Below are 12,263 nucleotides of genomic sequence, written 5' to 3' on the forward strand. Positions count from 1 at the left end.
GTCGCAATCCCTGCCTGCTACCGGCGCCGAGCTTCACACGCTTATAAAGCGCGTGAACAGGCTATCAGAACCCGAAACTGCTAAGCCCCGGATGGTCATCCGGCCGGCGCCCCAGCGGCCAGTGAAACTTGCGCTCGGCCTCGCTGATCGGCTGCTCGTTGATGCTGGCGTGGCGGGCGCGCATCAGACCGTCTTCGGCGAACTCCCAGTTCTCGTTGCCGTAGGCGCGGAACCACTGGCCGCTGTCGTCACGGTATTCGTAGGCATAGCGCACGGCGATGCGGTTGCCGGTGAAGGCCCACAACTCCTTGATCAGCCGATAGTCGAGCTCGCGGTTCCATTTGCGGGTCAGGAAGGCTTCGGCGTCGGCGCGGTTGCTGACGAATTCGACACGGTTGCGCCAGCGGGTATCGAGGGTATAGGCCTGCGCCACCTTGGCGGCATCGCGGCTGTTCCAGCCATCTTCGGCCAGGCGTACCTTTTCGATGGCGGATTGTTCATTGAACGGCGGCAGCGGTGGACGGGACATGGCGGAACTCCTTGCTGGGGTTGAGAACATAGGTTGTGGGTGGAACTTAGAGCGCCAGTTCCAGGCGCTGATGATCGGTGTCTTGCGGTTGGGCCGGTACAGCGCAGCAGATAAGCACTTCGTCGTCGCCGTGCGGCGCGCCGGGTTCTTTCAGGTAACTCACCGCGCCTTTCACCAGGCGGGTCTTGCAGGTGCCGCAGGAGCCTTCCCTGCAGCTGAATTCAGGCGCCAGGCCTCTAGCCTCGGCCAGCTCCAGCAAGCTGCCGGAGCCCGGCGTCCAGCGCCCTTCCTTCAAGGACTCGGTGAACAACACCGCCACCGGCTCGGTAGCGGGCGGCAGCTTCACGGCGGCCACCACCGGCCGGTCGGGACGCCGAGCCAGGGACGCCGGCCCGAAGCCCTCGGCATAAATACGCCCGTCGGCGATGTTGTAGCCGCGCAGCCCGTCATACAGCCCCTGGGTGAAAGCCGGTGGTCCGCACAGGTAGAAGGCGTAATCATCGAAGGCCAGGTAGCGGGTCAACAGGGCCATATCGATACGCCCTGCCGTGTCGTAATCGACGCCCGGCTCGGCGCCCCTGGTGTCGCTCAGCACCCGCACGAGTCTCACTGAGCCTTGGGCCGCGGCGACCAGATCGGCCAGCTCACGGTCAAAGGCGCGCTCGGCTTTCGAGCGCGCGGCATAGAACAGCGTGACCGGCCTGATCCGCTGCTGGCGCCAGCCTTCGTAAACCACATGACGCAGCATCGCCAGCAGCGGCGTGATGCCGATACCACCGGCCAGCAGCACCAGCGGGCGCTCCAGCTGTGCATCGAGGACGAACGCCCCTGCCGGTGCGCGGGCTTCGATCAGGTCGCCTTCGCGCAGTTGATCATGGATAAATTGCGACACCCGCCCTTCACGCTTCACGCTGATCCGGTAAAGGCCATCGGACGGCGCGACGGACAGGGTGTAGGTACGAATCAGCGGCTTTTCATCCGCGGCCACTTGCAGTCGAATCGGCAGGTGCTGACCGGCCAGATGCGGCAATAGCCCGGCGCCGTCGACGGGTTCGAGGTGCAGCGAGCGGATTGACCGGCTTTCCTGAACGATGCGCACGATCTTCATCGGCCGCCATTGCGTGGCGTACCGGGCGGCGCGCAACCGGTCAGCAGCCTGCTGCCAATTGCCGGTGAGCAGCGAGCTGTCCGCCCAACCATCCTCACGTAGCGCCCAGCGCAGGGCCGTGGCACCAGGGCGACGCACGATACGCCGGGCCCGGAACGCCCACAGCCGCTCGGCGCCCTGGAATGCGCCAATCTCCGCTGAATCGAAAATCACCTCGGCCTCGCCGCTCAGTTGCAGCACATCACCCGTGGCGAAATCCACGAACAGCAGACCGGCCTTGCCGTTGAGCACGATATTGCCCAGGGTGGAAAAGAATAGGTTGCCGTTGAAGTCGGGGATGGTCAGGGTGCCATCGGCGTCGACCCGCACGAAGCCGCTGTTGCCGCCACGGTGCGAGACATCGACCTGGCGCTGCCCTTCGACATCGGCATAGGTTGCCACGAAGAAGGTATCCGCCCCCTCGACCAACCTGCGCGCCGCAGCATCCAGGGTTGGCAATTCCTCGACCTCGCCAACGAACGGCGCCGCCGGATCACGGGCAAAGCTGAAGTCGCGCTGCTGAATATAACGCGGGCAATTACCGAAGCTCTGCTCGACCGCCACCCGCAGGCCCTGCCGCCCTGCCGCCACCACGCCATTCATGCGGTTGCGCCGACGGGTGTGCAGCTCGATACCCAGCAGGCCCAGTGCCGCGCCCTCGCCCATGCCTTGGGCGACAGGGTCGTCGGCCTGGGGCCGGGCGGCAATGTCCAGCGTGGTGGGCGTCGGCGAGGCCATGAAACCGGCCTGGCCCTCGAGCACGCCGGCCCAGGCATCGCCCTGCCCATCCACGCTGCCCAGCACGATAAACGGCAGCTGGGCGTAGAAATCCCGGTGCTGGTCGGGCATGAAGTCGCGCACCACGCGCTTGCCGACCGCCGCCATCCGTTCGGCGACACCGAGTTTTTCCTGGATGAAGGTTTCGCCCTGGTGCCAGGTGGCGGGCGTATTCGCGAGATCGGTCATGGCTGTCTCCAGATGGCGGCGACGTGGAGGATCAGGCGTTGGCGGTCAGCCCGGCAGCTGTCTCGGGAATGGCGACGAAGCCGGGCAGCGCCTCGATGCGTGCCAGAAAGGCGCGGACCTGTCCGTAGGCCGACAGGTCGACATTGCCTTCCGGCGCCCGGGCCAGGTAGCTGTACAGCGCCACGTCGGCGATGGTCGGGTGGTCGGCGGCCAGCCACTGGCGCCCTGCCAGGTGGCGCTCCAGGCGGGCAAGCAGCACATGGGCGCGGGCAATCACCTCCTCGGCATTGAAGTCGGCACCGAATACGGTGATCAGCCGCGCCGCACAGGGTCCGTAAGCCAGTTCGCCAGCCGCCACGGACAACCAGCGCTGCACCGCCGCGGCGCCGGCCGGGTCTTCCGGCAGCCAGTCTGTACGCCCGGTTTTCTTGGCCAGATAAACCAGGATGGCGTTGGAGTCAGGCACCACCACGCCGTCATCTTCCAGAACCGGTACCTGGCCGAACGGGTTGAGCGCGAGGAAGTCAGGCTGTTTGTGTTCGCCGGCAGCCAGGTCGACCTCGACCAGTTCGGGCTTGAGGCCCAGCAGCGAGGCGAACAGAACGGCGCGATGGGCGTGGCCGGACAGGGGGACGTGATGGATTTTCATGGGTCGGCTCCTGGTTGACGGTGGGCCGGGAAAAGTCCCGATCCGTGCAACCAGCTTGCGACCAAGTGGCGTTTTGAGGAATACGCGCTGTGGGCACTACTTTATTGCGATAACTGGAACAATCAGATCGGCAACTGACCCATCGCCCAGCGCAGCCCGAAGAAGATCAGCAGCCCGCCGCCGATGGTCGCCAGCAGATGGCGGGTCACCACGGCGATGGCGATGGTCGCCAGGCCGGCCAGCAGGTAGGCGTTGTCCCAGCTCAGCGCCCAGTTGCGGCCATCGGGCAGCAGCATGGCGGGCACCACGATGGCGGTGAGTACCGCGGTCGGCACGTAATGCAGGGCCTGGCGCACCGCCTGGGGAAAGCGCAGGTCGGGAAAGGCGAACAGGCTGTAGCGGGTGGCGAAGGTGATCGCCAGCATACCGAAGATCAGGATCCAGTTTTCCATCAGCAGAGCTCCTCCTGCAGTGGCCGTTGATGACACTCCAGCGCCACGCCGACGACGATGCCGGCAAAGGCTGCTGCCAGCAGCCCGAGTTTGTAGGGCAGGTCATGAAAGATCAGCGCCGTGACGGCCGCGACCAGCGCCGCCGCGATCTGCGGGCGATTGCGCAGCATCGGCACCACAATGCCGACGAAGGTGGCGATCATCGCGAAATCCAGCCCCCAGGCGGCGAGGTTCGGCACCGACTGGCCGAACAGCAGGCCGATCAGCGTGCAGCCGATCCAGTTGCCGTACATGGCCAGACCAGCACCGAGGAAGTACCAGTGCTTGTGTGGTGAGTCGTCGTTTCGCGCGTAACGCTGCTGCACCACGGCGAAGGCCTCATCGGTCAGCCAGAAGGCCAGCGGCACGCGCCAGCGCTTGGGCAGGTGGCGCACGAAGGGCTGCAGCGTGGCGCTGTACAGCGCGTGGCGCAGGTTGACTACCAGGGTGGTCAACCACAACACCGCCAGGGTGGCACCACCGGTCAGCAGGCTGACGGCGATGAACTGCGCCGACCCAGCGAACACCAGCACCGACATGCCGATGGTCTGCCAGGCGTCGAGCCCGGCCGCGCCGGCCAGGCTGCCGTAGATGATGCCGAACGGCATGGCGCCGAGCAGCATCGGCAGCATGTCACGCAGGCCCTGAAAGAATTCTTGGTATCGGGACATCGGCTCGTCGCTTGGCTGGAAAGACCGCCTGTGGGCGATCAGGAGCGCATCAGGCTAGCCCAGCCCGCCTCGGCTGTCTTGAACGATCTTGCGCAGTTTCCGCGATGCTCGGGATTCTCTGCTGTACCTGTGGGAGCCGAGACAGCGACCTTTACCCAGCCCTGGGTATCGCTTCGCTCAACCACAGGCTACAGGGCTGTGATGGCAGGCCTTGCGGTACTCCCCAGGCCCCACGCCATACACCTGTTTGAACTGCCGCGTCAGGTGGCTCTGGTCGGCGAAGCCCAGCTGCAGGGCGACACTTAGCGGCGCGCAGCCATCACGCAACAGCGTCCGTGCCCGCTCCAGGCGGCGCTGTTGCAGCCAGGCATGGGGCGGCAGGCCGGTGGCGCGGCGAAATACCCGGGCGAAATGAAAGGGTGAGAGATTGACCGCTGCCGCCAACGCTTCAAGTGACGGCGGCTCGCCCAGGCGCGCGGCCAAGAGCTCCTTGGCCATGCGCACGGCGCGGGGCTCCTGGCCGGGCATGGGCGCCTGCATGACCCCGGCATACCGCTGGAACAGCATGAGCAGCGTCTCGCGCCAGGCGGTCTGTTGCTGCAGCACGCTGGCGTCACTGTCGAGCAGGCGATGCAACTGGCCGAACGCCTGGTGCAACTGCACATCCTGCAGCACGCTGGCGGCGAACGACGGCAAGCCGCGTTGCGCCAGCCCGAGCTCGTCGAGCACCCGGTTTACCTGGTCCGGCGCCGGATAAAAGGCGCGGTACAACCAGCCCTGCTCGTGGGCCGACGAGCCGGTGTGCACCTCATCCGGGTTGATCAGTACCATGCTGCCGATCGGCGCCAGGTGTTCCGCACCGCGGTGGCGAAAGCGCTGGGCGCCCCCTTCGATCACGGTGAACACGAAGCCTTCATGCACGTGGGGCGTGAAGCGCTGCTTGATATAGCGCGCTTGCAGCAGCTCCACACCGGCCAGCGCGGGGCTTTCCCAGAAGCGGATGCGCTCACCGGTGGGCATGGTTCACACGCCGAAGCGTGCCTCCAGTCCGGCCTTGACCAGCGGCCATTCCTGATCGGTGATGCTGTACAGCACGGTGTCGTCGAGGCGCCCGTCGGCCAGGCGGCGATGGTTGCGCAGCAGCCCTTCGCGAACCGCGCCGAGCTTTTCGATGGCGCGCTGGGAGCGCAGGTTGCTGGCCGCGGTTTTCAACTGCACGCGAACCATCTGCCAGCTTTCGAAGGCGTGGCGCAGCATCAGGTACTTGACCATGTTATTGAGGCCCGTGCCGTGCTGGGCGGCGTCCAGCCAGGTCCAGCCAATTTCCACCGCCGGCAGGGTCGGCATGAAGTCGGCGAACCGCGTGGTGCCGACCACCTGATCGGCGAGGCGAATCACGAAGGGCAAGGCGCGCTCCTCGCGCTGCTCCTGCAAAGCCAGGCGATACCAATCCAGGCGTTGGGTGCCGCTCATGTAGAGCAGCTCCTCGCGGTTGGCTTCGGCCAGGCTGACCAGCGCCGGAATATCGCCATCGAGCAACGGTTCGATGCGCAGGGCACCGCGCTGCAGGGTGATCAATTGCGGCTTGAACATCGTATTTTCTCCACATGCAACGCTGCCAGGCGCGTCAGTTTCTCACCGAACAAGCGACCTGTCTGCCAAAACCCGGGAAGTACAGGGTGCCGCAAATGCCTGCCCGTGCCCTTGCGACCTTGGTCGTGCCTGACGTTGCGGCGCTTTGCTGCGACACTACAAACCGTGCAAGCGTACCTGGCGTCGCGGCCGTGGCAGGATACGCTCGCGCAAATTGTCCTCATGTTTTCGTGGAGTCTGCATGTCGCTGTCCAGTTGGCTTATCGCTGCAGTCGCCCTGCTCTACATGGCCGTGCTGTTCGCTATCGCCTTCTATGGCGACCGTCGCCGCAAACCACTGCCGCCGAAAGTGCGCGCCTGGGTCTACAGCCTCTCGCTGGCGGTGTACTGCACCAGCTGGACCTTCTTTGGCGCCGTCGGTCAGGCCGCCGAGCAGCTGTGGTCATTCCTGCCCATCTACCTGGGGCCGATGTTGCTACTGCTGTTCGCCCCCTGGGTGATCGAGAAGATGGTGCTGATCAGCAAGCAGGAAAACATCACCTCGATCGCCGACTTCATCGCCGCGCGCTACGGCAAGTCGCAGTCCCTGGCCATCGTCGTGGCGCTGATCTGCCTGGTCGGCGTGCTGCCCTACATCGCCCTGCAGCTCAAGGGCATCGTACTCGGCGTGAACCTGCTGATCGGCTCGGAAACCGACCCCGACGGCACCCGCGCCCAGGACACCGCGCTGATCGTCTCGGTGATCCTGGCACTGTTCACCATCCTGTTCGGCACCCGCAACCTGGACGTCACCGAGCACCACCGCGGCATGGTGCTGGCGATCGCCTTCGAATCGCTGATCAAGTTGTTGGCCTTCATTGCGGTGGGCGCCTTCGTCACCTACGGGCTGTTCAATGGCTTCGGCGACCTGTTCAGCCAGGCGCAACGCAGCGCCGAGCTGGAGGCATATTGGGCCGAGGCCGTGAACTGGCCGGCGATGCTGGTACAGACCGGCATGGCGATGATCGCCATCGTCTGCCTGCCGCGGCAGTTCCACGTCACCGTGGTGGAAAACACCGACCCGCGCGACCTGCGCCTGGCGCGCTGGGTGTTCCCGCTGTACCTGCTGCTCGCCGCGCTGTTCGTTATCCCTATCGCCCTGGCCGGGCAGATGCTGCTGCCAGGCGGGGTCAGCCCGGACTCCTTCGTGATCAGCCTGCCGCTCGCCGAAGCCCACCCGGCGCTGGCCTTGCTGGCCTTTATCGGCGGCGCCTCGGCGGCCACCGGCATGGTGATCGTCGCTTCGGTGGCGCTGTCGACGATGATCTCCAACGACATGCTGCTGCCCTGGCTGCTGCACCGCAAAAGCACCGAGCGGCCCTTCGAGGCGTTCCGCCACTGGATGCTCACGGCACGAAGGGTAAGCATCGTGCTGATCCTGCTGCTGGCCTACGTGTGCTACCGCCTGCTCGGCAGCAACGCCAGCCTGGCGACCATCGGGCAGATTTCCTTCGCCGCCATCGGCCAGCTGGCACCCGCCATGTTCGGCGCCCTGGTATGGAAGCAGGCCAACCGCCGCGGCGTGTTCGCCGGGCTGATCACCGGCGCCGCTTTGTGGATCTACACCCTGGTATTGCCGGTGCTGGCCCGTGGCCTCGGCTGGCCGCTGGACATCTTCCCAGGCCTGCGCACCCTGCTCTACGCACCGATCGGTTTCGAGGTGGACGCCCTGACCCGCGGCGTGGTGCTGTCGCTGGCCGGCAACCTGACGCTGTTCGCCTGGGTGTCGTTCTTCTCGCGCACCCGGGTGTCCGAGCACTGGCAGGCCGGGCGCTTCGTCAACCATGACTTCGGCAGCAAGCAGGGTGGCCGCGGCGCCCTGGCGGTGCAGGTCAACGACCTGTTGCTACTCGCCGGCCGCTTCGTCGGTGAGGAGCGCGCGCTGGACAGCTTCAGCCACTTCGCCCGGCGCCAGGGCAAGGCCTTCAACTCGGCGCAACCGGCCAACAGCGAGTGGATCGCCCATACCGAGCGCCTGCTCGCCGGGGTACTCGGCGCCTCGTCGACCCGCGCGGTGGTCAAGGCGGCCATCGAAGGCCGCGACATGCAGGTCGAGGACGTGGTGCGCATCGTCGACGAGGCCAGCGAGGTGCTGCAGTTCAACCGCGCCCTGCTGCAGGGCGCCATCGAGAACATCAGCCAGGGCATCAGCGTGGTCGACCAGTCCCTGCGCCTGGTGGCCTGGAACCAGCGCTACCTGGAAATCTTCGAGTACCCCGAGGGGCTGATCTGCGTGGGCCGGCCGATCGCCGAGATCATCCGCTTCAACGCCGAGCGCGGCATGCTCGGCAGCGCCGATGTCGAGGAAAGCGTCGCCAAGCGCCTGTACTGGATGCGCCAGGGCACCGCCCACAGCTACGAGCGGGTGTTCCCCAACGGCCGGGTCATCGAGCTGATCGGCAACCCCATGCCCGGCGGCGGCTTCGTCATGAGCTTCACCGACATCACCGAATTCCGCGAAGCCGAACGCGCCCTCAAGGCCGCCAACGAGGGCCTCGAGCAGCGCGTTGCCGAGCGCACCCATGAGCTGTCGCAACTGAACCAGGCACTGACCGCCGCCACCGGCGTGGCCGAAGCGGCCAATGCCTCGAAGACCCGCTTTCTCGCCGCGGTCAGCCACGACCTGATGCAACCGCTGAACGCCGCCCGGCTGTTCTCCGCTGCCCTCTCCCACCAGGAAGAAGCACTGCCTCAGGAGGCTCAGGAGCTGGTGCGCCACCTGGACAGCTCGCTGCGCTCGGCCGAGGACCTGATCAGCGACCTGCTGGATATCTCGCGCCTGGAAAACGGCCGCATCACCCCGGATCGCAGCCCCTTCGTTCTCAACAGCCTGTTCGATACCCTGGGCGCCGAGTTCAAGGTGCTGGCCGCCGAGCATGGCGTCGACTTCCACATGCAGGGCAGCAGGCTTAGGGTCGACAGCGACAGCAAGCTGCTGCGCCGCGTGCTGCAGAACTTCCTTACCAACGCCTTCCGCTACGCCAAGGGCCGCGTGCTGCTCGGCGTGCGTCGCCAGGGCGGGCAGCTGCGCCTGGAAGTCTGGGATCGCGGGCCGGGCATTCCCGAAGACAAGCGGCAGACCATCTTCGAGGAATTCAAACGCCTGGACAGCCACCAGACCCGCGCCGAGAAAGGCCTGGGCCTCGGCCTGGCCATCGCCGACGGGCTGTGCCGGGTGCTCGGCCACAGCCTGGAGGTGCGCTCCTGGCCGGGCAAGGGCAGCGTGTTCAGCGTCACCGTGCCGATCGCCCGCAGCCAGGCCCCGGCAGCCCCGCGGGCACGCCCCGAAGGCAACGGCCAACTGCTCACCGGCACCCAGGTGCTGTGCATCGACAACGAGGAAAGCATCCTCACCGGCATGCACAGTCTGCTGTCGCGCTGGGGCTGCCAGGTGTGGTCGGCCCGCACCCGCGCCGAGTGTGAGCAACTGCTCGATGATGACCTGCGCCCACACCTGGCGCTGGTCGACTATCACCTCGACGAAGGCGATACCGGCACCGAGCTGATGGCCTGGTTGCGTACCCGCCTGGGCGAACCGGTACCCGGCGTGGTGATCAGCGCCGACGGCCGCCCCGAACTGATCGCCCAGGTGCATGCCGCCGGCCTGGATTTTCTGCCCAAGCCGGTAAAACCGGCGGCGCTGCGGGCGTTGATCAGCCGGCATTTGCCGCGGCAATGAGGCCAAAGCAGACATCCAGCGACCTCGTGGGAGGGGCTTTAGCCCCGAGCTTTTTATCAACGCGAGAGCTCGCGGCTAAAGCTGTAGTGGTAGGGCGTAGGATGGGTGCAACCCATCAATAAACGATGGGTTTCACCCATCCTACAAGGCTGCACGTCTCTACGACGCGCGCTGCTGTTGCAAAGCCCCGCATTTCCTGCGAAAAACGCGGCCTTCTGCACTCTCGGAACCCCAGCAATGAGCGACGAACTACGTATCGAAGATATCCACCCGGGCGATGGCAAGGCGGTGGTCAAAGGCGCGCTGATCACCACCCAGTACCGCGGCTGGCTGGAGGACGGCACCGAGTTCGACTCGTCCTATTCGCGCGGCAAGCCTTTCCAATGCGTGATCGGCACCGGGCGAGTCATCAAGGGTTGGGACCAGGGCCTGATGGGCATGCAGGTCGGCGGCAAGCGTCGGCTGTTCGTGCCAGCGCACCTGGCCTACGGCGAGCGCTCGATGGGCGCGATCCCACCCCATTCGAACCTGAATTTTGAGATCGAGCTGCTGGAAGTGCTGACGCGGGACGACTGAGCCGCCCCGCGCCCGGCGCTTACTGCCTTGGCTGCGGTTCCACGCGGTCGAAGCGCAGGTTTTCGCTGCCCTCGATGTTCCAGGGATCGCCCTCGGTGCCGGCAAAGCTGACATCGGTGAAGCTGGAATTACGCAGGCCGTCGATTTGCGCCCCCGCCCTGCCCTTGAAGCGCACCTGCGCGAAGGCGACGTTCTCGTGGAAGGCGTCGTGGGCGCTGTCGCCCTTGACCTGAATCGCCGCACCGGCGGCATCTTCTACGGTCACGTTGGCCACGCGGATATCACGGAACTGCCCCGGCACGGTCGAGCGCTTGTAGTCGAGGATGGCGTTGGGGTCGTGGTAATCCAGGGTCATGATCACCCCCTGCTTGAGCGTGTTGCGGATCGCCGAATCGCGAAAGGTGACGTTGCGTGCGCCGCCACCCATGAAGTTGGTGCTCTTCATGCGCAGGCCGGTGTCGGTGCCATCGGACACGTTGTCCTCGGCGAGGATGTTCTGGATCCAGCCGCCGGTGTGGCTGCCGGCCACCACCATGCCGTGGCCACGGCGGAAGTAGTTGTTGAAGATCCAGGCATCTTCCTGGGGCGGCTGCCTGGTGGCGTCGGCGCCAGTGCCCGAGGCGAAGTTGACGCAGTCGTCGCCGGTGTCGAAGAAGTTGTTGAAGACCATGGCGCCCTTGCTGTTGGCGAATTCGATGCCATCGCCATTGTTGGCGTCGTAGGTCTTGTGCACGGTGCCCGCCATCACCACGTTCTCGGTCTCCAGGTTCATGATCCCGTGGTAGGCCGGGTTGAGCACGGTGAAGCCGCCGTAGAACAGGTTCTTGACGTTGCGCAGGGTCATCAATGACGAGCGCATCTGCCCGTAGGCATCCTTGACAATGATGCCGCGCGCCACCGCCTTCTCGACCTGATCCTTGGCGAGAATGCCGTCTTCCATGTAGCGGGTATTGTCACTGGCCCGGTAGAACGGCAGCGGCTTGCCCAGCTCGTCCTGGCTGTCGTCGTTGCGCTTCCAGCCGTTGCCGTCGATGGTGCCCTTGCCGACGATGCGGATGTTCTCGAACGCCTGGTGCTGACGCGGATCGCGCGGCAGCGCGTTGATCAGCGACGCCGGCCGCACCATGGTCGAATATGGGTACTGGATATAGCCCTGCAGTGGGTAATCTTCGCTGCGCTCGGAGCCCAGCAATGTCGCGCCCTCGGCGATTTCCAGGGTCATGTTGCTCTTCAGGTACAAAGCGCCGGTCTTGAACACCCCGGCCGGAATCAGCACGGTGCAGTTAAGCGAACAGGCATCGATGGCCTTCTGGATAGCGGCGGTGTTGAGCGTCCTGCCGTCACCTTTGGCGCCCTGCTCCTCGACGTTGAACACCTCGGCAGTCGCGGTGGTGCGCTGCACCAGCACTGGGCTGTCGCCTGACTCGTGACCTTCGGCATCCACCGAGCGCACGGTAAACCGGTATTCGGTCTCGGGCTTCAGGCCATCTACGGTGTAGTTGTGGATGGAAATCCGGTGATGGAAGTTTTCCGTGTCGGCCTTGTAGAACTTATCGATGTACGCTTTGGCCGGCGAATGCCGGTCGTTGTTGGCGTTGGCGCCGCCCAGCTTCTTGCCGTCCATGTAGACGTGATAGTCGACGATGCCGGCGGCATTCTCCGGCTTCTCCCAGACCAGAATGATCTGGCTGTCGTCATAGGCCAGGGTTGGCACCTGAACCTTGGGCGGCGCGTCCAGGGCCAGCGCAGAAGCGCTGAACAACAAAGCAAGCGGTATGACAACATGCTTTTTTTGGCGCCATGCGCCCTGCACGGCTGATGCGGATGAGCTCTCGATGAGCGGCATATTCTTGTCCTTGTTATGGCCAATCTATTGAATTGGCTGAAATTAACCAAGCCATCGAGCAGGTTTAATAATCAACC

The 12,263-nt window shown here is 65.2% G+C and carries 10 protein-coding genes; 2 read left to right on the top strand and 8 right to left on the bottom strand.

What is annotated here, in order from left to right; genetic code table 11:
- Positions 1-64 precede the first annotated feature (64 nt).
- From BM154_RS03035 to BM154_RS03065, 7 genes are all read right to left on the bottom strand, one after another.
- Positions 65-529 carry a nuclear transport factor 2 family protein gene (locus BM154_RS03035; RefSeq protein ID WP_074880841.1) on the bottom strand — a complete coding sequence of 155 codons (465 nt, stop codon included), beginning with the start codon at positions 527-529 and terminating at the stop codon, positions 65-67.
- Positions 530-575: 46 nt separating this feature from the next.
- The gene (locus tag BM154_RS03040; protein WP_074880844.1) at positions 576-2,642 is read right to left on the bottom strand and encodes a 2Fe-2S iron-sulfur cluster-binding protein; all 2,067 of its coding nucleotides are present in this window, start codon (positions 2,640-2,642) and stop codon (positions 576-578) included.
- Between the two features lie 31 nt (positions 2,643-2,673).
- Entirely contained in the window at positions 2,674-3,291 is a 618-nt protein-coding gene (locus tag BM154_RS03045; protein ID WP_074880848.1) for a glutathione S-transferase family protein, read from the bottom strand.
- A gap of 122 nt (positions 3,292-3,413) precedes the next feature.
- Positions 3,414-3,743 (bottom strand): AzlD domain-containing protein, encoded by a 330-nt coding sequence (locus BM154_RS03050; protein ID WP_074880852.1) that lies wholly within the window; start codon positions 3,741-3,743, stop codon positions 3,414-3,416.
- Positions 3,743-4,453 carry an AzlC family ABC transporter permease gene (locus BM154_RS03055; RefSeq protein ID WP_074880854.1) on the bottom strand — a complete coding sequence of 237 codons (711 nt, stop codon included), beginning with the start codon at positions 4,451-4,453 and terminating at the stop codon, positions 3,743-3,745. The genes BM154_RS03050 and BM154_RS03055 overlap by 1 nt, the downstream gene beginning before the upstream one ends.
- A gap of 177 nt (positions 4,454-4,630) precedes the next feature.
- Positions 4,631-5,473 carry an AraC family transcriptional regulator gene (locus BM154_RS03060; protein ID WP_074880856.1) on the bottom strand — a complete coding sequence of 281 codons (843 nt, stop codon included), beginning with the start codon at positions 5,471-5,473 and terminating at the stop codon, positions 4,631-4,633.
- A 3-nt stretch (positions 5,474-5,476) separates the two neighbouring features.
- Positions 5,477-6,046, bottom strand: a complete 570-nt coding sequence (locus BM154_RS03065) for a GNAT family N-acetyltransferase (RefSeq protein ID WP_074880859.1) — start codon at positions 6,044-6,046, stop codon at positions 5,477-5,479.
- 241 nt (positions 6,047-6,287) lie between these two features.
- Here BM154_RS03065 and BM154_RS03070 point away from each other — a divergent pair, with 241 nt between their 5' ends.
- Both BM154_RS03070 and BM154_RS03075 read left to right on the top strand, forming a co-directional pair.
- The gene (locus BM154_RS03070; RefSeq protein ID WP_074880861.1) at positions 6,288-9,764 is read left to right on the top strand and encodes a hybrid sensor histidine kinase/response regulator; all 3,477 of its coding nucleotides are present in this window, start codon (positions 6,288-6,290) and stop codon (positions 9,762-9,764) included.
- 237 nt (positions 9,765-10,001) lie between these two features.
- On the top strand, positions 10,002-10,340 hold the full coding sequence (locus tag BM154_RS03075; protein ID WP_074880864.1) for an FKBP-type peptidyl-prolyl cis-trans isomerase: 339 nt from the start codon (positions 10,002-10,004) through the stop codon (positions 10,338-10,340).
- A gap of 19 nt (positions 10,341-10,359) precedes the next feature.
- Here BM154_RS03075 and BM154_RS03080 read toward each other — a convergent pair whose 3' ends face one another.
- Positions 10,360-12,186, bottom strand: coding sequence for a glycosyl hydrolase family 28 protein (locus BM154_RS03080; protein ID WP_074880866.1), 1,827 nt, complete (start codon positions 12,184-12,186; stop codon positions 10,360-10,362).
- Between the last annotated feature and the right edge of the window lie 77 nt (positions 12,187-12,263).

Source organism: Phytopseudomonas argentinensis (assembly GCF_900113905.1).
GTDB lineage: Bacteria > Pseudomonadota > Gammaproteobacteria > Pseudomonadales > Pseudomonadaceae > Aquipseudomonas > Aquipseudomonas argentinensis.